7 protein-coding genes and 2 pseudogenes are annotated in these 22,682 nt (G+C 64.2%); 2 read left to right on the forward strand and 7 right to left on the reverse strand.

Going from position 1 to position 22,682, the window contains the following annotated elements:
* Positions 1 to 158 precede the first annotated feature (158 nt).
* The 7 genes and pseudogenes from EBN03_RS29825 to EBN03_RS29855 all read right to left on the reverse strand — a co-directional run.
* Positions 159 to 428, reverse strand: a pseudogene (locus EBN03_RS29825) (transposase); the annotation flags it as partial.
* Between the two features lie 726 nt (positions 429 to 1,154).
* Complete coding sequence (locus EBN03_RS29830; RefSeq protein WP_158675783.1) at positions 1,155 to 2,474, reverse strand: FAD-binding oxidoreductase; 1,320 nt, start codon at positions 2,472 to 2,474, stop codon at positions 1,155 to 1,157.
* Between the two features lie 405 nt (positions 2,475 to 2,879).
* On the reverse strand, positions 2,880 to 3,431 hold the full coding sequence (locus EBN03_RS29835; protein ID WP_122191505.1) for an FKBP-type peptidyl-prolyl cis-trans isomerase: 552 nt from the start codon (positions 3,429 to 3,431) through the stop codon (positions 2,880 to 2,882).
* Between the two features lie 81 nt (positions 3,432 to 3,512).
* On the reverse strand, positions 3,513 to 4,073 hold the full coding sequence (locus EBN03_RS29840; RefSeq protein WP_147471752.1) for a hypothetical protein: 561 nt from the start codon (positions 4,071 to 4,073) through the stop codon (positions 3,513 to 3,515).
* Between the two features lie 862 nt (positions 4,074 to 4,935).
* Positions 4,936 to 5,286 (reverse strand): hypothetical protein, encoded by a 351-nt coding sequence (locus EBN03_RS29845; RefSeq protein ID WP_147471753.1) that lies wholly within the window; start codon positions 5,284 to 5,286, stop codon positions 4,936 to 4,938.
* Positions 5,283 to 12,047, reverse strand: a complete 6,765-nt coding sequence (locus EBN03_RS29850; RefSeq protein ID WP_158675784.1) for a PA14 domain-containing protein — start codon at positions 12,045 to 12,047, stop codon at positions 5,283 to 5,285. Before EBN03_RS29850 ends, EBN03_RS29845 begins: the two co-directional genes overlap by 4 nt.
* An 81-nt stretch (positions 12,048 to 12,128) precedes the next feature.
* Positions 12,129 to 19,001 carry a PA14 domain-containing protein gene (locus EBN03_RS29855; protein ID WP_147471754.1) on the reverse strand — a complete coding sequence of 2,291 codons (6,873 nt, stop codon included), beginning with the start codon at positions 18,999 to 19,001 and terminating at the stop codon, positions 12,129 to 12,131.
* A 795-nt stretch (positions 19,002 to 19,796) separates the two neighbouring features.
* Here EBN03_RS29855 and EBN03_RS29860 point away from each other — a divergent pair.
* Both EBN03_RS29860 and EBN03_RS35345 read left to right on the forward strand, forming a co-directional pair.
* Positions 19,797 to 20,924, forward strand: coding sequence for a hypothetical protein (locus tag EBN03_RS29860; RefSeq protein WP_122191510.1), 1,128 nt, complete (start codon positions 19,797 to 19,799; stop codon positions 20,922 to 20,924).
* A gap of 1,046 nt (positions 20,925 to 21,970) precedes the next feature.
* Positions 21,971 to 22,393: pseudogene (locus tag EBN03_RS35345) on the forward strand (M23 family metallopeptidase); the annotation flags it as partial.
* Between the last annotated feature and the right edge of the window lie 289 nt (positions 22,394 to 22,682).

The raw sequence follows: 22,682 nt of genomic DNA on the forward strand, positions 1-22,682 counted from the left end.
CGGCCGAATACGAGGCCGCGTACTACGCTCAACAATCGCCACGCCGACCGGCGCTGGTCTGAATCCGAAGCCGGTCCCAAATCCGTGACGGTTCAAAGTGTTCCGCGCCTTACGCACCGACTACCGGGCGATGGCGGCTTGACATCTATAGGAGCGTCCTTGGCGATCTCCTGCAACGCCGCTTTCTCCAGCTCCGCTTCAGCGAGAAGCCGTTTCAGGGTCGAGTTTTCGCGTTCGAGGTCCTTCAACCGTTTGGCATCGTCGGCTTTGAGGCCGCCGAACTGGTTGCGCCACCGGTAGTAGGTGGCTTCGGTGATTTGGAGGGCCCGGCACACGTCGGCGACGTCTTTGCCTTCGCTCAGCAGCCGATCAGCCTCGCCCAGTTTCCGCACGACCTGTTCCGGGGTGTGCCTCTTGCGTGTCGCCATGGTCATCGAGCCTTCCCGCCCACTTCGTGGGCCGCAAGGCTCTCACAGTCGCCGGACCGAAATCACGGGGTCAGGTCAGCGTCGATACGTCGGGCTGACAGGATTCGAACCTGCGACCCCTTGACCTAGAAACATATGCCCGGCAGGCATCCCAACGGTTCCCAATACGTGCCGTCAACTGCGCTGATAGTGGATACGCATGGGTTCTCGCTTCCCGTTGCCTCCTACTAATTCTCAGCCAAACCGTGTACTACCCGTGTACATGGGGCACATTGCCGCGGTGTATTCCAGTGCGCCGCAGGCGATCCTGCTACCAGGTTGATCTCGACCGTGGCTGCCCTACATTTGCGGCGGAGCCCTCGGGGCCGACCTACACCCGCCTCGCGGTCCTGCTCCTGATCCAGAACCACGACATCCGCATCGCCGACACAGCCACCGGAGAACTCCTGCGGGAATTCACCTCGACACGACTTCCGCAATTACCGGCCCACTGGCGCCCGGAAGGGCCCGAACGACTCACTCCCCGAACCGAGAATTAGGTTAGGGGCGTTTCCGATGTCCCGAGGCATCACACACACGTGCCGCGCCAGGGAGTCGAACCTGCGCGGCGAGGGCGATTCGGTCTATATGACACTGCCGTGGGTGAGCGCGGTCCCAAGCAGTACCGCGAGATTCCCGGCACCGTCTGCTGGCGTAGCTATTCCGACCAATGGTCACGCTGTGCTGCTACACCGACGGTCCCCAATACAGGCTGTTGGTCGGGTCGGCACGGTTGTGCTGCAACCGAACTCGGGTCGCGTTGGCCGCGTAGTAGCGGTCGACGCTGGTGTCCGGCTCGATGTAGTTCACGTAGCCGCCGGCAGAGGTCGAGGCGACCGCGGTATGCGCGGTGCCGATCCACGCGCGGGCCGCCCCCAAGTCCTGCGGTGATTCGACGATCCACTGCAGCATCGCGGCGTGGCGGCGCCACGGGAACGCTGTCGCGTCGGGAGCCGGGTCGCTCAGGGCGCCGGTCAAAGGATCCAGAAGCACGCGGCCGGGCAGCCCGGCGCGCGCACAGGCCTGCATCACCGTCACGATCGAGGTCGCGGTGGCGGTATCGAGCGCGGGCAGGACGTCAGAGCCGGCGATCCGGACCGTGCGGGGCTCATCGGGGCTCCCGCCACCCAGCGATAGGACCGCATCGAGCGAGGTGTAGGTGGTGCTGTCGAGAACTGTCGGGGTAGTCGCGGTGGCGGCGCCGAGAGCGACAACGGTGGCCGCACCGGCACCGGCGGAGCAGACGATAAGGCCGTCGATGGCGATACCGCCACTGTCGGCACGGACGGTCAGGTTGGCCCAAGAGGTGCGTTCAGCAGTGGCGGACCAGGCGGCCCACCCGGTCAGCACCTTGACCGGATCGCCGACCGGAATGCTTAGTCGCACAATGTCTTTGGACGCGGATGGACAGGTCTGGAAAGTCAGTGCGGTGACGATACCCAGCCCACCGCCGGCACCCTGCAGCGCCCAGAACCTGTCCGGGTCGGACTGCGGGGACACTTCCACGAGCTGCCCGCCGGGCAAGACGAGCTGCGCGGACACCAACCGGTCACAGGTAGCCCCGTACTGACGGGAGTCCACACCGATGCCCCCGCCGACAGTTAGGCCCGTTAGGCCGACGGTCGGGCAGGTGCCGACCGGCAGACTCCGGCCGGCGGCATCGAGAACCGACAGTGCCGGATACAGCCCCGCGCCCGCCCCCATCGTGGCGAGATCCCCGGACAGAGTGACCGAGTTCAGCGCCCTGGTGTCCACGACCAGCGCACCGGAGTGCGCCGACGCACCGACATAGGAATGCCCGCCACCACGCGCCGCGACGGGCAGGTGGTTCGCTGCGGCGAACTGTAGTGCGGATACCACATCTGCGGCATCAGCTGCGGCGACCACCGCCGCCGGCGAGGAGCCGTCGAAACGGGGATCGAACAGGCTTGCGGCACTACCGAATCCGCTGGAGCCCGGCAAGGTCAAGCTGCCGTGCAAGGTCTTGGTCAGACCACTCCAGTCCACTCCGGAGGCCGAATCTGACGCTGAGCCGGATACCGCCGATTGCGCAGACGCCGGTATTGCACTCCCCGTGAACGCCGCGGCAGCGGCTCCGACCAGGAAAGCCCGCCGGGATGCGGTGCCCGACGACAGGTCGGGACCTCCCAGTTCGCGGTCGATCACGCGAATCTCCTCAAACAGCCTGGGTCCTTGTGCGCACCCGCCACCGGCAGTCAGGCATGTGCCTCGCCGGAGTGAAACTGTAGTCGACTTTGTACCGTTCGGTCACGACTGGAGAGCACGATTCAGCATTCGGGAACCGTTCACCAGATCCGGTCCGCGGATGACGAGATGCGCTCGGCCAGAACATGATCAGGTGCCAGTCGACCTCTCCGGTCATTCCGCGCGCCGGGACCGATGAGCCTCGGGTCAACCGACCTTCACGGCGTCGGTGACGAAGACCAGCGTCTCGTTGCCCAAAACCGTTTTGCCCGAGCCCTTCGCCGCGTATCCCTGCTGCGGAGGAACGATGAGCAACCGCCGACCACCCTGCTGGATACCGACCAATCCCTGCTCCCACCCTGAGATGACCGTTCCCGAGCCCAGTACGAGCGTGAAGGGCTGCTTACCGAAGGAACCACCCGACTGCTTCTTGTCCGACCAGGTAACCAGGGAATAGTTCGTCTGGAGCTGCTGCCCGGTCATTGCGCCAGGGCCGGCGCCGACAACCAGGTCCTTGGTGAGCAAAGTAGTGGGCGGGTCACAGCCGTCCGGGATGGTGATGGTCGGCGCCTCACCGAACTCACCGGCGACCTTGACATCGTCCGCGGTACAGGGGTGCCCCTTACTCGGGGTGGTGGGGACCATCGCCACGGTCGAGGAGGTCGCCGACGAGGCCGAGTTGCCACTGGAGCACGCGCTCGAACCGAGTGCGGCAGCGACGACCGTCATGGTGCCGATGATCCGGACCGAATTCTGCATTCTTGCTTCCCTACCTAATTCTTACCCGCGGTACGTGAGAGAAAAGTCCCAGCCACTCGCCATTCAGTGCGACAGCCGAATTCAGAAAATCTGGAAGGTCGCGGTCAGTGCGTCGAAGCTCACCGTGACATCGTCGGCAGAGTCGCCAGCGACGTACACACTGATGGATCGGTCATCCGTATAGACGTACATGTCCTTCGCGAATGGGGGGTGCCCATCATCCGACGAGGCCGCCTGACCGAGCGCCGTCACGGACGGATATCCCTGAAAGGTCCCCACCTGGCCCGTGCCACCGAGGACACTCTGCATACGGTCGATCCTCTCCTGTGGTGATCTCGGGTTCATCCCGCCAGCCGTCGGCACCTCCGAAATGACCACTTCGGTGGTGCCCGCCCCATCCGTGGCAGAGATTTCCGTCTCCGACATCTGGTACGTCGTCACCGTCCCGTCCGCCTCGACCTTCCTCGTCGGTTTCGGGGGGAGCTTCTGTGTGCCCGGCGACGCGAACATCAGCCCAGCACATCGGCAGTCCAAATCCACGAACGGCGACAGATGCGGCGGCACATCGGCATTCGCTTCCGCCGTCGGCACCAACCCCATCGCAGCTGCCGCCAACACTCCCAGTGCCGGTTTCCACCCCACCGTCAATCCTCCTGAATCATCACCAAAACCGATTGAACTCTATTACAGGACACAGCCGTTCGCAGCTCTATGCCACAACGGGCACGCTGTCGTACGTCTCAGAGTGGATCGACCGCATGCTCCCCGCCACCCCGCTCCCCGCAGGCGCCCGACCACTGATGCCGTCGGGTTCGATTCTCAGACAAGGATTTCCAGCCGTTCCGTCCCCATGATCAGTTCACCGCTCAACCCGGTTACGGGTGATCGAGGACAGACTCGCATTCTTGCTGTTGTCGGCGATGTTGGTGATTTATCCCGCGTTGTCATAGGTCGGCATTGCGACGACCGCTGACCACAACACAACCAAGACCAGAACATCGCTTCGTCACTCGATGGCACTGCGAACGCCAATCGACAAGTCGGCCAGTACGCTTCGAGATAACACCGGCACAGCACAGCACCCCCGTGCCCAGAGCAAGAGGTTGCTCGACCCGGCCCTCCGACTACATGCCAGCGGTGGCATCCCGCAGTCAGGTACGGCTCGCAGGCGAGACCACGCGAACGCGGCGGCCGCAGCCCCGGCTCGCTCATATAGTCTTCTCGGTGTCGATGTTCAGGTCCCGACTACTTCCATTGGCGCTCACAGGCCCGGAGGCATCGGCGGTGAACAGGACTAGGTTCGGTGGATCTGTCGCTGTTGCCGAACGACATCGATCAGGCCTGAGAGTTCCCTGAAGTTGATCTTTGGAACTAAATCGGAGGCCCCGTGTTACCGTTGCATCGCTACAAGCGTCGGCCATCAGCGGTCCTTCAGAAAGCCGCGGTCAGCCTACCCTCAGACTAAGGACAACAGCGAAACACCGTTAGCGAGTAGTCTCGACAGCTAGCATAAAAGTTGGGTGTCAGTTATTCGAACTGCCGGATATATTTCGACGATCAAGACCGACGAAATATCGGAAGAATCATTCTCGATCCTTATCGCACCCGATGGGTCGACGCTGATCTGGTGAATATTCTCTCGATAGATTCTGGCCATCTCACGATCGCGGCGGAGCCAGATTACCTGAGCGGATCTGCCGACAGCATCGTAAGACAATTGCACCTTACCATCGTCGCCGACGCCTTCGATATCGAACCGAAATGCCGATTCCTCACCCGGAATGGCCGACTTCTCGGCGCCGAAAGTATTCAAAAACTCAACTTCATCGGGCTCGATAAATTCGATTCCGGTCATGCCCACTTCCTCCCCATCGGTATTACCGTAGTCAGGACATATGTCCCATCCGGCAGGAGCTTCCATGTACTTTCCAGTTTCAGTATTCCCCCAGTCGGGCCTTGTAATAACGAATCCCTGATTTCGAAATCTCCATACTGATCACACCACGCTCGGACGATACTACTGTTGCTCTGTAGCGAGTCCATGAGGCTCTGGTCGATGTACGCACGCCCCTGCGGGGTGTCGTATATTCCGATACTCATGAATTGTCCCATGTTCTGCTGGGATCGCGCCGTGTTGTGCGAATTCGAATCTACACGACCGAACATGTAATCGTACTTACCCTCCTGGATGATAGCATACACATTACCTTCGCGATGCCCAGTGTTCATCAAGCCCTGAGGAATTTCCGGAATATCGGGGAACTGAGGGATATCAATCCCCATCTCCGGGACCTCGGTCCCGGGCATGATAACCCCAGGGACCTCCCCAGGTTCGGGTTCCGGCTCCGGCTCATATGGAGGGATTTCCGGTTCGACTTGCTTTCCGGTGAGGTCGAGGTTGTTGATGGGGTCGGCAGCCGCGTAGTCGTAGTTGTTGGCCGATCCGCCGGAGATGGGGTCAGTTTGGAGGAAACGCCCGAGAACGGGTAGGTAGGTGCGGGCACCCATTTCGATGGCTTGTTCGCTCGCGAGGTGCTCGATGGGCAGGCTGTTCTGCCCGAGGTATCCCAGGTCCATGCCGCCTTGCATGGTCGCGGGGACGGGGATGTCACCGATATTGCCGGTGGCGGGGTCCAGGTCCTGGCCGAAGGGGTCGTAAAGGTGGACCGGGGTGCCGGTTCGGTTGCCGGAGCCGTCAGTGGTGAACAGGACGCTGCCGTGGTTGTCGGGGTAGGACCAGTTCTGGGCAGGGGTCGGGCTGTAGGTTTTGGTCAGTACCACGCCGCCTGCCAGTCGCAGGACTCGTTGCAGGAGATTGTTGTTGGCGTCGAGTACCAGTTGGGGTTCGGCGGATGCCGGTGCCGTGTAGCCGTACCGGGTGGTGCCGTCCGTGCCCGGGGCCGGAGTTCCCTTCGTTGTACGGGCAATGAGGCGGTCGGCGGGATCGCGGGTGTAGGTGACCGTAGTGCCGGCGGCAGTGGTGGTTGACATGTGCCGGCGGGTGGAGTCGTAGGTCAGAGTGTCTGTACCGACGCCCGTGGCGTTGCCGTACACGTCATAGGTGAGCGGCAGGGTGGTGCCGCCGCTGGTGGAGGTGAGCCGGTCGGTGTTGTCGTAGCAGTAACTGGTGGTGACCGGGGCAGCACCGTTTTGGCTGTCGGAGAATCCGGTCCGGTTGGTGTCCATACCGGCGGACGGGTTCGCGCCGCAGCCCCCTGAAGGGCTGAAGCTGTAGGTGAGCTGGTGGTGCGGGATCGCCGCCGCGGTCAGCCGGCCGACGGTGTCGAAGGTGTAGGAGTCGGTGTAGGTGGTACCGGGTGTGGATGTGTCGGTGAGCGATTCGTCGGTGATCCGGCCCTGCTGCGACCGGGTGACGCTGGTTGTGACCGTCGACCCCGTGGCGCCGCCGATCTGCCACGCGGTCGACAGGGTGTGGCCCGCAGCGTTGCGAATGATCGAGGACAGGCTCGTGTTGTTGCCGTTGTAGGTGATGCTGGTGGTTTGACCAGCACTGTCGTAGGCGGGGGTATCGAGGGTAGCTCCGTCCAGGGACTCGGTCAGGACCCGGTTCGCCGCGTCGTAGGTGGTCGCGAATGTACTGGTGACGCCCTTGACGGTGGTTGCGGCGCTGGTGACTCGGCCGCCGAGGTCGTAGCTGGTCGTGGTGGTGACGCCATTGGCGTCGGTGTAGGAGGTGACCTGCCCGATCAGGTCGACGGTGGTGGTCATGGTGCCGCTGGCGTCCGTGGCCGAACTGACGAGGGGGTTGCCGCCCACGGCGTAGTTGTAGGTGACCGTGCGGGCGGGCTGAGCGCCTTGAGCCGGGAAGCTCATCTGGGTGGGTCGTCCGCGGTTGTCGTAGCTGGTGCAAGCCCAGCCGTCACTGTCGACACGCGAAGCGACTGTGCGTCCGGATTGGTCGTAGACCTGTTCGGCTGTGTTTACTTGCCCGTCGGAGTTCTTGGCCGCAGTGACGATTTTCGCCATGCCGGCCTGGTTCACCGCCGGTGCACCGGACACGCACGGATTCGATCGTGTCTCCTGGTCTCCGTAGTAGGTGGTGGTGGAGCGCTTGGTCGGGTCGGTGACATCGCCAGCCGGCAAGGCCGCGGCTGTCTCTCGCAGGTAGCCAGTGCCCGGCGCCTCGTAGGTGGTCTTACGGACCAGATTCAACCCGCCAGGATCATTCGTTTTGGCGGTGACGAGGCCGTAGACGGGGTCGATGCCGTTGGCCGGGTCCGAATAGCTGGTGGTGGTACTACCCGAGGGTGCGCGTTCGGTGCTGCCGCCGGAGGTGTCGAAGTCGGTGCGGCTGGTTTCCATTCCGTACCGGGGTTGCAGGTCCGCACCGGGCACGGTCGTGGTACCGGAACCGGGCGGTGCCCAGGTGAAGTTCAGCGCACCGGTGTTACCGGGGGCCGGATTGCTATATTCGACCCGGATCCGGTGCCAGGTACCGGGGTTCGAATTCTGGTAGTTGCCCGTCACCGGGGCACTGGGGTTGGCCCAGTTGTCGGCGATCTTGACGTCGTCGATCCACAGCCGCACACCACCGGTCGCGGTGAAACCGAGCCCGTACTGGCCCGCTGCGGGGAAGAGCATCTCGCCGGTGAAACGGCCGGACCAACCGTTGGTGGCGTTGGGTACCGGTGCTGTAGCGCCCCAGGCTCCGTTGAGGGATCCGTCCGCGGTACCGATACCGGTCTGCCAGACCGCAGGCATCCCGGACAGGTTCGAGTCGCTGTACAGCGATGCCTGCAGGCCGTGCATGCCCTCGTCGTAATTGACGTGGTTGTGCGGAACAGTGCTCGCACATGCCGCGGTCGGCACGACCGGTGCGGGAACCTTTCCGGTGAAACAGGATTGAGGCGCGGGCCCGTAGGTGTCGGTGGGCCGGTAGTCGTGGTCGTAGACCGTGGACGATTCCCGCCCGGCGCCGTCGATCGCCACCGCGACCTTGTCCTGCGGTGTCCACTGCTGCGACGAGATGACGTTGTCTGCGTCCTTGGTGCTGGTGGCGTGGCCGGCACTATCGGAGGTCACGGTCCGGACGGTGACCGGTAGGCCGCCGCGTACCAGTGGCATCGAGACCGTCGTCGTCAGCCCCGGCATCAAGTAGTAGGGGATGTTGCTGTTGTTGACGCCGGACTGGGTGGTCCCGCTGTTGTAGTTGTACTGGTGCAGGCGTGAGGACAGCCCGTCGTATCCATCGACTGCGGGACTGGACAGCGACGTGATGACCGGGTGGAGGGTGGTGCCGTTGTCGATACTGCCGTAGTTCCACCCGAACGTGGTGGTGTCCCCCGGACCGGTGGGGGCGTAGTTGGTTTGTGTCGCTTCCCAATCCCAGGCGAGCGGATCACGGATCGACATCATCGGCCCGACCTGCTCGTACTGGTGTTCCGCGATCAGTGGGTTGGAGTCGATATTGCCCTTGGTCGTGTAGCAGGGCTGGTTCGGGCACCCGGTGCCCTGGCCGACACCGTAGGTGTAGTCGGTATAGGCGTTACCGGGGTTCTCGACGCGGTCGAGGGTCCGGAATTTCGAGTACCACAACCGGGTTTCGGTGCCGTCCCAGTAGATGATCCGGCACAGCATCCCTTTGGCGGGCGCGACCGCCGTGGACGGTCCCGTGGCGCCGTTGTAGCAGCTGTTGGTGCCGTCGCTGTAGGTCAGCGTGTGCTGCTGGCCCGAGACCGGGTCCTTGATGCTGGTCAGGTGGGTGGGCGCGGACTGGTCGTAGGAGTATTGCAGCGCCGCGGGTTTCTTGCTGTCGAGGACCGAGGAGACCGAGGCGAGTGTGCCGTTGGGGTTGAACGTGTAGACGGTTCCGTTCTCGGTTTCGGTGACGATGCCGGTGGCGGTGTCGACCGCCAGGACACCATCCTCGTTCGCGGGAGGGGTGAAACCGTCGATGGAGTTACTGCTGGCCTGCGTCCAGGTGTGCACTCCACCGGAACTGTCGGCCAGCACGATCGAGGAGCCCAGGTTGGTTGCCGAGACGTACTTCGAACCGGCCACCGACAGGTTCCAGCCAGCCGGCAGGACCGGGGCGTCCTGGGTGTAGAGCAGCTGCGGCTGCACGATCTGCGGGGACATGTTGAACACGCGCGCAGACGGGGGGCCAGTCACCGACCGGGCCGACAGCTCCATCATCGGCGCATTCCCCGACCGGTGGTACAGCTTCGCCTCGACCGGGATCCGCTGCCCGGCCTTCAACGTCATATCGAACTCGGCGGGGTTGTACGGGGTCGCGGTGTTGAAATCACCAGCGCTCTTCGTGCCCGCGATGTCGTCCCACACCAAGGTATGGTTGGGCCCGGCCCACACTTGTGCACCGTCCCTGTAGCCGGCAATGAACCGGTAGTCACCGTCGACCGGCGCCTGGAAATACCCCTTGTAATCGATGATGTAGTAGTTCGGGTCCAGCGCCGGAGCCAGAGCCGGGCCATACATGTCCGCGTTGCTCTGGGCCAGTTGATAGGAGTCCACGTTCTGCAGCACGCAGCTGAAAAGAGAACATTGCTGCTGCAGGTTGACCTGCGGTTCGGTGCGAACCATCACCGGCGCCGACGCCGCGACGCCGGTATGGGTGGGGTCGTTGTAGTAGGAGACCGTGACACCGTGCGCCGCGCCGGCAAGCGAGTTGTAGGACAGGTCGACACCTGAGGTGCCACCTACGGAGGTGAACTTCGGTCCCGACACCGCAGTGAAGAGGTTGCCGTTGTACAGGTTCGCTGTCGCCGGGCCGAGGGTGTCGGTAGGTGCGGTCGTGCCCGCCCCCAGTCGCAGGTCGATCTTGAAATGATTGAACCACTGCGGCTGCGTGACGGTCACGCCACCGTTGCCGAGTACCGTTTGCACCGTCCACGTGTACTGGCCGCCGTTGCCAAGCACCCCGTCGGGCACGTCGTAGTAGTTGTTCTGCTGACATCCCGAATCGAAGGTCTCGCCCGCGGCCCCGTCAGCACTGGTCGAGATCTTGAAGCAGTACAGCGTCGGGTCGCCGGACGGGTTGGTCACCGGGTTCACCTGCAACCTCGGCACCGTGCTCGCGATCACCGCCTGATCCGCCGGAGTGGCACTGGCCTGCACGGCCGGCGGCGGTGCGGTCCCGTAGTCGATGATCAGGTTGGCGTTCAACGCCATATGCGTGTTGACGCCTGGGGTTTCGGCGCCGGTCAGCATGAATTCCTGCGGGGTATTGATACTCGCCGACGCGCGCGCCGCGAGGTAGTCCGTCAGGTTCTGCGAGTACAGCGACCCGGCATTACCGATCGGGCCCGAGGCCAGCAGCGCGCCTTCGGCGTTGTAGCCCAGTGGGCTGGTGGAGGCGTAGAGGTTGAGGTTGTATGCGGTCGGGTAGTTCCCGCCGTTCCAGGGCTGGAAGTCCAAGCGGGCGCCGATGACCTGCCGGCCGTTGATCCATGAGGTGTCGAACCCGAACGCGGTGCGGACATAGTCGTCGCCTGAGGTCAGCATATTGCCGACATCCAGAGCCGACCAGTTGGTGTAGGTCTGGTTCTGCGAGGTGTACTGCGTGCGTGAGGTTCCGCCACCGAACCCGGACGAGATGGTTGGGTCGACGGTGACCGGGAACACCCTCGCCTTGTCCGACAGCCAGCCCTTGTCCACCGACACCGTCAACTGCCAGCCGTCCTTGGCCTGCGACAGCGTGTACTTACCACCCGTACGAGCGGTGGTCTTGCCCTTAGCGTTTCCGGCGGAGTCCCACACCTGGATCGCCGGCAGCACCGCGATGGTCTGCCCCTTGGCATCGAGGACGACCACCTGATCACCGTCGAGCTTCGGCGTCAAGCCCGCACCGAGCTTCATCGTGAACGTCCACTGACCGTCACCGATACTCTTGACCGACTTGACGATCACCGATTCCTTCACCGCACCCGGCAACACCTCATACTTCAAGTCCTGACCAGGCAGAGCATCAGCGTAGGTGACCGTCGAATCCGCGACCTTGTGACCAGCCTTGCCGGCACCGTTGAGCGCCAACGTAATCGGCGCACCATTGGGCTGCACCTGCACCAACGCAGGATCATTCGCAAACTCCGCGAACTGCGCATGCGTAGCCTCGTTCGCCGTCCGGGCCTTGTGCGAGGACGGGTCCTCAGCGATCCGAGTGTCCATCGGCACCCACTTGCCGTGCCCGTCGGACACACTCACCGGATGCTGCGACAACACCAACGAATGCGAACCATCAGTGTTGACATACTCAACCGCAGACTCGTTACGCGACGCCTCCTTCGACGACTTCGGATCGAAACCACCAGGATGGATGCCCGGCTGTGCGGTCTGCGCTCCCGGGCTGCCCAATGGCCGGAAGTCCACGCCCGTCAGGTTCGGCACATTCTTCCTGGGCGGGTCCGCCTTCGTGGCCTTCGCCGCGTTCACCTGATCCGCGCGGGCCGACAGCAGTGGCGGTTCCGGTTTGGGTGGGTGTGGTGACCACGGCCACGACGGCCACGCCGACGCGTGCGGTGCCACCACCACCTGCGCGGCCGAAAAACCCAACGCCAGTGTGAGTACCAGCGCCACCGCCGGTATCAGCGAACCCATCGCTGCGCGCATCTTGCGCGCCGCACGCCGAACGAACCGCATCGACAAAGCCCTTTCAGGCACCATAGGCAGCCGCGCACGCGACGCCAGGAAATTTTCAGATCAGGACAGGGAAGGGGACTGCTAGGCAGCAGGCATCATCGCCATCAGGAATCCAGGCATCCCCTGGAACACCGTCGTCAGCCCGGCCACGACGGAGACCCCACCTTCGAGGATCCCCAACCCCGGTTCGATCAAGCTCGACCAGTTTCCGCCGCTGTCGACATACTGGGATTGCAACGAGTTCCAGGTTAGATAGATCCCGATCCCAGTGCCTACGGCGATCATGGCGGCGCCTACCACGGGCAGCACTGCCGCTGCCGCGCTCGCGCCAGCCATCACCGCGCTCATGCCGGCCAGCATCGAGCCCGCGCCCGCAACCCCAGCCAGGTATATGCCGAACCCAGCGACCAGGCCGGCGACATCGCCGAGGCCAGCTACCGCCGCGCCCACACCGCCGAGGATCTCCCCAATGTCACCGAGCTGCCTGTTGACTCCCTGCAGCGCAGCATTCGGGGAGAACAGGTCATAGAGACCGTCCATGGCCGAGAAGACTCCACCGAGGCCCCCCAAGCCGATCAGGCTGAGAAATCCCCCGATGACACCGAACGTGGTTTCCCGCCCGGTCGGGTCGCTGGAGTTGATCGGGTCGCCATAGGTGTAGGCGTACCCATTAGCCGATCCGCCAGCGACGGGGTCGGTTTGCAGGAACCTGCCCAGGCTCGGGACGTAGGTGCGGGCCCCCATTTCCACGTATTGCTGGCCACCACTGTGTTCGATGGGTTGAGTACTGTTGCCTTGCCAGCCCAGATCCATACCGCCGGTTTCGGTTTGCGGCATCGCGATGTCGCCGATAGCGCCGGTGGTGGCGTTGATGTCCTGGCCGTACGGGTCGTACAGGTGCACACCGGTGGTCGCGTGCCCGGTGCCGTCAGCGGTGAACAGCAAGTTGCCGCGAAGGTCGGGGTAGGACCAGTTCTGCGCCGCGGTCGGGCTGTATGTCTTGGTCAGAACAGCGCCACCGGGCAGCGGCAGTACCCGCTGCAGCAGGTTGGCGGACGGGGAAACCGTCGTGTCGAGCACCAACTCCGGGCTCCCACCATCGGAGGTGTAGCCGTAGCGCGTGCTGCTGGGCACTGCAGGCGGCGCGCCCGACACCTGCCGGCCGAGCAGCCGGCCAGCGGCATCGCGGGTGTAGGCGATCGTGGTTCCCGACGCAGTCGTGGTGCTCAAGTGCCGGCGGGCGCCGTCGTAGACGAGAGTGTCGGTGCCGCTCTTGGTGGTGTCACCATAGCTGTCGTAGGTCGGAGTTCCCCCGTTGCTGGACGACACCAGACGGTCGGTGTTGTCGTAACAGTACGAGGTCGTGGTGGCCGCCGCGCCGTCCTGGCTATCGCTGAGCGAGGTCCGGTTGGTGTCGGCACCGGCCGCGGTGTTCGGACCGCAGCCGCCTGTGGGGGCGTAACTGTAGGTCAGCTGGTGGTGCGGCACGGTCGCGGCGACGAGCCGGCCCGCGGTGTCGTAGGTGTAGGAGTCAGACGCCAGCAGAGTGGGGGTCGTGCCTCCGTTGTAGATCCCTTCGTCGGTGATGCGGTTGTTCTGCGAGCGAGTCGCCGTCGAGAGGTAGTCGAACCCTTGGCCCGTCCACTCCAGGTTGGTCACCGCGCCGGTGTTGTTGCGCTGGTTGATCTTCATCGACGTGCTGTTGTTGTAAGTGACGTCGGTCATCTGCTCGGAGCTGTCGTAGTGCGGCTGGGCGACCGTAGTCCCGTCCAGCACGACAGACTTCAGCAGATTGGCGTTGTCGTAGGTGTAGTTGACCTGACTGTTCCACGTACCACCGTTCACGGTCCTGGCTTGCGTCAGCCGGCCCATGGTGTCGTGGGTGTTGGTGGTGATGTCGCCATTTGCATCGGTGTACTGGATGACCTGACCGAGCAAATCGGTGTAGGTCACAGTCGCACCGTAGTTGCCGGCACCATCGGCGCCGTAGCTGTAGTTGGCTCCGCCCGAAACCCCGTAGCTGAAGGTGACCGTGCGGGCGGGCTGGCCGTTGAGCGCCGGGAACACCGACTGCGTCGCACGTCCACGGGCGTCGTAGGTGGTGCACGTCCACGCGTCGGAGTTGACGCGGCTGGCGACTACGCGCCCGGCAGCGTCATACACCGATTCGGTGGTGTTCGCGTGACCGTCGGAGTTCGTGGCCGCGGTAACGAGCTTCGGCATACCGGCCTGGTTGACCGCCGCCGATCCGGACACGCACGGGTTCGAGCGGGTCTCGGCGTTCCCGTAATAGGTTGTCGTGCTGCGGGTCGCGGGGTTGGTCACGTCACCCGACGGCATCGCGGTCGCGATCGGGCGCAGGAAACCGTGCCCCGGCGCCTCGAACAAGTTCTTGCGCACCAGGTTCAACCCGTTCGGGTCGGCGGTCGTGGCGACCACCATGCCGTAGACCGGATCGATCCCGTTGGCCGGGTCAGAGTAGCTGGTCGCGACCGTGGTCGACGGAGCCCGTTCGGGGCCGCCGGAGGTGTCGGAGGTGACGACACTGGTCTTCAACCCGTACCCCGGCTTCAGGTTCTGGCCCGGAACCGTCGCCGAAGCACCGTTGGGCGGGATCCACGTCAGGTTCAACGCCGACGACGATGCAGGAGCAGTGTCGTACTCGACCTTGATCCGATGCCAGGAATTAGGACCGGTGAGGTTGTTGTAGGTGCCGGTCGGCCCGGTCTTGGTGTCGAGGATCTTGGCATCGTCGATCCACAACCGCGCATTACCGGTGGCGTTCAACCCGAAGGTGAAGGTACCCATGGTCGGCAGCAAAATCTCACCGGTGAACCGGCCCGACCAACCGTTGGTGTTGGCCACCGGAGCCGTCGCCCAGGAGCCGGCCAGAGACCCGTCGGCGGTGCCGATCCCGGTCTGCCACACTGCCGGCGCACCCGACAGGGTCGGGTTCCCGTACAGGGTGGCCATCAGACCCTGCATGCCCTCGTCGTACTTGATTTGGGTGTGCGGCACCGTAGTGGCACACGCTGCAGTCGGGCGCTGGTTGCTGTTGAAACACGAGGCAGGTGCGGGACCGTAAGTATCGGTCGGACGGTTGTCCCAGTCCACGATCGTGGTCGATACGCGCCCGGCGCCGTCGATAGTCTCGGCGGGCTGGCTCGGGCTCGTCGCCGACCACTGCATCTGGGTCGTCACATTGTCGGCGTCCTGGGAGGACGTCGCACGCCCGGTCGCGTCGAATGCCGCGGTCCGGATCAAGGTTCCAGCGCTGGACACCTGCGCACTGTTGTTCCCGGAAGTGGGGAAGTTGTAGCTGTGTGACTGTTGTGTGGACGCGGTCTTGCCGTCGGTCGCGGGGCTGGTGATCGCCTGCGGACAGACACCGATCTGACGGTTCTTATCCGGGCACTGCTCCCAGGTAATGCTGGTCCGATCAGTAGTGCCGTTGAACCCGGTCTGAGTAGCGAGCCAATCGTTGGCCAAGGGAGTACGCATGGACACCATCGGACCGACCTGCGAGATCGCGACCTCTTTCTGGATCGGGTCGCTCGGCGGCGTGCCGCTGTCGTAGCAGGACAGAACCGAGGTGAAGTACTGCCAGTTGCACGCCAGTGCCCACTTGAAATCAGTGTAGGCACCGCCCGGGTTCTCGACCCGGTCCAGCGTCCGCCACGGCGAATACCACAACCGGGTTTCGGAACCGTCCCAATAGGTGATGCGGCACAGCATGTTCAACGGCGGCACTACCGAATTGGGTGCGGGTGTGGCTCCGCCATAGCAGCTGTTGCTGTTGTCGGTGTTGTAGTACAGCTTGTGCGAACGACCCGACACCGGATCGGTGATCGAGGTCAACCGCGGCACGATACCCGCCGAGGCGGGGCTGTAGTTGTACTGCAGCGCAGCGGGATTGCGGCTGTCCAGCGCCGAGGACACCGTCTGCAGCGCACCCGTGCCGGCGTTGAACACCGATACCAGCGCGCCCTCGGCCTCGGTGATCAGACCGGCGGTGGAGTCGAACGACAGCACACCGTCCTCGCCGGCGGGCGGTGTGTAGCCGCCACTGCCGTTCTGGACCCAGGTGTGGGTACCGCCAGAGTTGTCCTGCAGGACAATCGATCCGACCATCATGGTGGCGTTGGTGTACTTGCTGTTGCCGGCCGACAGCGTCCAGCCCGCGGGAACGGGGCTGGAATCGGTTGGGTACATCAGCGCGTTCGGGACCGTCTGCGGCGTGATGTTCAAGGTGCGAGAGGTGCCGGTGCCGGTGGCGCTGCGGAACGACAGCTGCATCGTCGGCGCCTCGTTGGCCACCCGGTGGTAGAGCTCGGCCCGGACCTTGACCCTCTGGCCAGCCTTCAACGTGGTGTCACGTGACGAGTTGAAGGCATCGACCGTGTTCAGGTCCGTGGTGGTGCGGGTCCCGTTCGGATCGTTCATCATCCGCGTGTAGCCGCTTCCGGAATCGACCCAGATCGCGGCACCGTCCCTATAGGCGGCGTCGAACCGATAGTCACCGTCGACCGGTGCCTGGAACCAGAACTCGTACCGGCACACATACCAGGTCGCGTCGAGCCCGTTCACCGCCGGCGGACCCGGCTGGACAATCGTCGGTTCGTTGCGCACCAGTACCGGTGTCGGTCCGGGCGTTCCCGTGTGGGTCGGGTCGTTGAAGTATGTGGCTGTCACTCCGTTGGCGGAGTTGGTAATCGCCGAACCGTTCATCGCGCTGTTGCTCGTGACCGAGTTGTAGAACAGTTTGATGCCCGAGTCACCGCCGACGGAGTGGAACGTCGGCCCGTCGACCTCGGTGGATAGGTTCGCGTTGTACAGGTTCACCGTCATCGGACCGAACTTGTCGACAGGCGCGAGGGTGTTCGCACCGAGTCGCCGGTCGTAGCGGAAGTGGTTGACCCACTGCGGCGTCGTCGTAGTCACCCCGCCCTGGATCGCGGTCTGCACCGTCCACGTGTATTCGACACCGTTCTGCAGCACGTTGTCCTGCATCGTCCACTGGTTCGAGGTCTGGCAACCCGACTGCGCGATGTACCCGGACTGGCCATCGGCGCCGGTGGACACCTGGAAGCAGTACAAGACCGTGTCACCCGAGGGCGTCGGGGTGGCCACCGGCGGCACGGACAACGTCGGCGTCGACGTCGCGACCACCGCCTGGTCGGCCGGGAGCGACCCGCTCTGCACCGTCGCCGGGGGCGGGGTGCCGAAGTCGACGATCAGATTGGTGTTCAGTGCCATCTTGGTGGTAGCGCCGGGGGTTTCGGTGCCGGCCAGCATGAACTGTTGTGGCGTGTTGTCACTGTTCACGACCCTGGCCGACAGGAGGTTGGTCAAGGCCTGCGAGTACAGCGACCCTGCGGTACCGATCTGGCCCGAGGCCAGCAGCGCACCCTCGGCGTTGTAGCCCAGCGGGCGGGTCGACTGGTACAGGTTCACCGTCTCGGGCGGATAGGTGACGGTGGAGTCCCATGGCTGGAAGTCCATGCGCGCGCCGATCACCTGCTTGCCGAAAAGGTTCGACAGGTCGAAACCGAACGCGGTGCGCCAGAACACATCCTGCCCACCCGCAGGCAGGTTACCGATGTCCAGACCCGGGTATGAGTACGTCTGGCCAGTGGAGGTGTATGCGGTTCGGGAGGTTCCGCCGTTGAACCCGTTGGAGACCGAGACAGTCGGGTCCACGGTGACCGGGAAGACACGCGCCTTGTCCGACAGCCAGCCCTTGTCCACCGACACCGTCAACTGCCAGCCGTCCTTGGCCTGCGACAGCGTGTACTTACCACCCGTACGAGCGGTGGTCTTGCCCTTAGCGTTTCCGGCGGAGTCCCACACCTGGATCGCCGGCAGCACCGCGATGGTCTGCCCCTTGGCATCGAGGACGACCACCTGATCACCGTCGAGCTTCGGCGTCAAGCCCGCACCGAGCTTCATCGTGAACGTCCACTGACCGTCACCGATACTCTTGACCGACTTGACGATCACCGATTCCTTCACCGCACCCGGCAACACCTCATACTTCAAGTCCTGACCAGGCAGAGCATCAGCGTAGGTGACCGTCGAATCCGCGACCTTGTGACCAGCCTTGCCGGCACCGTTGAGCGCCAACGTAATCGGCGCACCATTGGGCTGCACCTGCACCAACGCAGGATCATTCGCAAACTCCGCGAACTGCGCATGCGTAGCCTCGTTCGCCGTCCGGGCCTTGTGCGAGGACGGGTCCTCAGCGATCCGAGTGTCCATCGGCACCCACTTGCCGTGCCCGTCGGACACACTCACCGGATGCTGCGACAACACCAACGAATGCGAACCATCAGTGTTGACATACTCAACCGCAGACTCGTTACGCGACGCCTCCTTCGACGACTTCGGATCGAAACCACCAGAATGCGTGCCGGCGGTGCTCCGCTGCAGTGGCTTGAAGTCTCCCTTGGAGAAGTTCGGTGCCACCGGCATCGGCTGCAGGGCTTTCTTGGCGTCCGGGCCTTGCGATGACATCAACGGCACAGCATGCGTCTTCGCCGGAGTCGGCAAGTGATTATCCGGCTTACCAGGGCTTGCCGAGGCGGTCGATGACGACATCACCTGCAGCAAAGTCACGCCCATCGCAACGATGACCATCATCACGATCGCAGACAGGCATGATGACCGCCACCGGCGCCACCAGCGCCAATGAGCCGAATCGGGACGCGAAGACACGAGGATCAATCCCCCTTGACGGAGCGGCCATACCCTGATGGCAGCAGACAAGCAAATAACCCGGCCGAGACCAGAACCGCCGGAGTTCCCACACTCCCCCTCGGCGGCAGGCGTTGCGCCAAACCAGGCAACCTCGGGCTCGTTCTCAGCTGCGCCACAGATTGCACTATGCGGACTTAATTCGCAACAGCAACAAAACGATTCAGTTACAGCAACTGAAAAACATCCATTTCGAACCAATCGACACCGGCATAAGCTAACAGCCAGCAAGGAACGCCAGACTGCGATCGCCCGGACGGCGACCTCCGCCGGCACCCAAGGCCGGCCGGGACCGCAGAGACTCGGCGACCGCCAAACAGCAACCACCACAACGTCTTTTGACGAGCATCACGCCCATCCCAAGCGCGCGATCAGGCCCGCACGCCGCGCCACAGCCCAAGGGGAGACCCTGGAAACACCGGGATCCACAAAGCCGAACCATTCACAGCAATCTCACAGAATGTACACAGGAATCTATCTGTTATTTGCCAGACTGCTTCCCCCGAATTGGAAGACTGCACGGATCGAACACGTTCGCAAAACGAAAAATCCGTCGTATCACTCAGCAATCGATCACCGCCCTGAATAGGATGACCGGCATGCGTTTCAGTTAAATTTCGGCATCTCCACTCGGGTTGCGTCGTGCCCCGACGATCCTGCACACTGCAGCCGAACCGAGAACAAGCGCGGAACCTGCTGGGGGCGCCTGGGCGCCGGAATCTGTTCCGCGACAGGCACATCTCGAACTCTTGCCATCCCGTCGTGCGGCCACAGGCCCACGGCCGATGGCGCGTGCCCAGGTGCCGCATCCGTACACCGGTCCGCATCCGCGGAGCGTGTCATCGAAAGGACTGTGGCGACGTGGGCCGAACGGAGACCAACGAACCCGGAGAAGACCCCACCCGACGGCTGCCGGTAGAACCCCCACGCTCTTCCGGCGAGGACCGAACGTCCACCCAGGCCGTTGATTTCGATGAGAGTGCAGCTCGCCCCTCGGTGGGGGACGACGACCATGCCCAGGGCGACGCCCGGGTAGACGCCAACGGCGCGCCGGTCGAGGCCGAAAGCCGCTATGCCGAATCCGAGTCGGGCCGAGACGGCAGCAGCGGTCCCGACGGCACAGTGGCCGACATCGACGTGCCGCACGAAGGGGGCCGTCGGGCGGTACTGCAGCCGGTGCTGCGGGTGTGGCACGGATTCGCCGGCCGAGTCGCAGCCCAGGCGACCGCACTGGAGCTCCGCAAGCGTTTGCCGCACGCCACCACCGCCGCCGCGCTGGTCATCGCAGCCATCGCCGTGGTGATCGCAGTCAGTGCCGAACACGACCACAGCATCGGCAACACCGCCAGTGGCACCACCGAAACCAGTGACACCACAACGACAACCACGCCCGAGACTTACTACACCACCACTAGCGCGCCGACCACGGTCATGCCGACAACCTCGGCGGCCTTGACGACCGTGATGAGCGATCTCAACCTCGGCACCACACCCAGCGACGTCCCGCTGCCCGCGGCCGGACCCGACACCGCGACCGCGCAACCGATCGACCAACCCGCCAACGCCGGTAGCCCGCCCACAGTCACCGAGGTCTCCACCGTCACCGACGCCGCGACGACCACCGACAACCCGGTGGTCACCACCGAAACCCCAGCACCGTCCACCGTCGACCCCGGCACCGTCGCGACAACCCCACCAGGCCTGTCGTTCAGCTTCTCCCTGAACCCGCCCACCCCGACCTACCCCTACACCCAGGCACCCGGCTACTACTACCCCCCGACCTACTACCCGCAGACCCAAGACCCCGGCACCGTCTACGTCACCGCACCGCCCAGCCCGGTCACCGTCTACACCCAAGCCCCCCAAACCCCCGCCACGGTCTACGTCACCGCCACACCCAGCACCGTCACCACCGTGACCACCGTCACCGTCGTCGCACCCCAAACCACCACCCCCACAACCACTTCCACAGCACCGACGACCACCACCACCACTCATGCCCCGGCCACTCCCGCCGTCACCCACGCGCCGACGACCACGGCCCCTGCCGCTCCAAAGCCGGTTGCGCCGCGCCCGTCCACCCCGACGACCACGACCCGAGCCGCCACGATCCCATGGCACTGACCGACCCTGAACGCTCGACTCGCGCCGCCGCGGACGACTCCTTCAGCCATGTCGCGACTTCCGAAAGCCTCACCAGGCCGACAGTGGGGCCACAATCTGCGGCCGCCGCGAACATGGCGGTGGCGGGTAGCGATGCACTCGACCAGGTCGCCGATCCGGGCACCGCAGGGCACGACGGCACCTCGGGCGAGGCCTCGGTGCCGCGGAACAGCTCGATGGACGCTGCGGGATCACCATCGCGCCGGCTCACCGGAACCGCCGGGCTTACAGCACTGACGCTGTCGGTCGTCGCCCTAGGCTTCGCGCTGCACACTGCTACCGGTGTGCCCGCACCGCGAACGCACACTCCCACACCAACATTGGTATCGGCGCCGGGACCCGGAGAACCGCTGCCCGCCGACCTGCCCGCCACTGCCCCACCGGCCCCGCAAACCACCGCACCAAGCGGCCAAAGCGCTGCCCCTAGTAGCCCCGACCCACTCCGAGCCTGGGCACACCAGCGGGCCGCCTCCTACAACATCCCCGAACAAGCCCTCTACGCCTACGGCCACGCCACCACGGCAATCCAAGCCGCACAACCGAATTGCCACCTCGGCTGGACCACCCTCGCCGCCATCGCCGCCACCGAAAGCAACCATGCCCGCTTCGGCGGAGCGACCATCAGCGCGAACGGCCAGGTCAGCCCGCCGATCCGTGGTGTCCCGCTCGACGGCACTCACGGCAACGCCACCATCACCGCACCCGCAGCGAACGGGCATTCGACCTACGTGCGCGCCGAGGGCCCCTTCCAGTTCCTGCCCGACACCTGGCGACGCTGGGGACTCGCCGCAGCGACCCCGAACCCCCAACTCACACAAGTGCTCTCGACCGGCACCCGAGCCAACGGCGCCGCCAACGGCAGCGCCGACAACATCAACGATGCCGCCCTCACCGCTGCCCGCTACCTGTGTGCCGACAACCACGACCTCGCCACCCCCGCCGGCTGGACCTCGGCGATCCTGGCCTACAACCACTCCACCACCTACCTCGAGCAGATCCACACGACGGCAAACCGATACAGCGCCACCTACACCAGTGGCTTCGCCAAACCTGTCGCGGGAGTTCTGACCTCAGGTTTCGGATCCCGTTGGGGTACCTTCCACCACGGTATCGACCTTGCCGCACCGATCGGCACACCCATCTTCGCCGTTACCGACGGTTCGGTGATCGACGCCGGCCCCGCTCAAGGCTTCGGCCTCTGGGTACGCCTGCGCCACCCCGACGGGACCGTCACCGTCTACGGCCACGTCAACACCATGAACGTGACTGTCGGACAACACGTCACCGCGGGCCAGCAGATCGCCACCGTCGGCAACCGCGGCGACTCCACCGGCCCCCACCTGCACTTCGAAGTCCACCCCGGCGGCGGCAACCCCGTCGATCCCCAAACCTGGCTCACCGCACACGGAATCACCTACACCAACAGTTGAGGACCACGGCGGACGACCCACATGGTTCCAACCGGCTTCGCAGCGAGACGAATCCTTTCGCCACGGGCTATGGCCGCTAGAACTTTTGCCGTGCCGCCTTCGGCGATATTCGGCGAACGGAGCTGTGCCTCCGATGTTTGAATGCGTCGACGTCGGGCTGGTTGATAGTTCCCGGTTCCAAGGCGGCAGCAGAGACTCGACCCAGCCCCGGGTTCTTCCTCAACTACGGAGTATCCAGCGGGGGTTCAAATGTACTCAGTCATCGCAAAGTCTCCTACCGGACAGCTCG

The organism is Nocardia stercoris (genome assembly GCF_003696265.1).
GTDB classification, from domain to species: domain Bacteria; phylum Actinomycetota; class Actinomycetes; order Mycobacteriales; family Mycobacteriaceae; genus Nocardia; species Nocardia stercoris.

Coding starts and splice junctions, on each gene's coding strand:
- EBN03_RS29835 (WP_122191505.1), bottom strand. CDS start 3,431: ATGCAGAATTCGGTCCGGATCATCGGCACCATGACGGTCGTCGCTGCC.
- EBN03_RS29845 (WP_147471753.1), bottom strand. CDS start 5,286: ATGACCGGAATCGAATTTATCGAGCCCGATGAAGTTGAGTTTTTGAAT.
- EBN03_RS29850 (WP_158675784.1), bottom strand. CDS start 12,047: ATGCGGTTCGTTCGGCGTGCGGCGCGCAAGATGCGCGCAGCGATGGGT.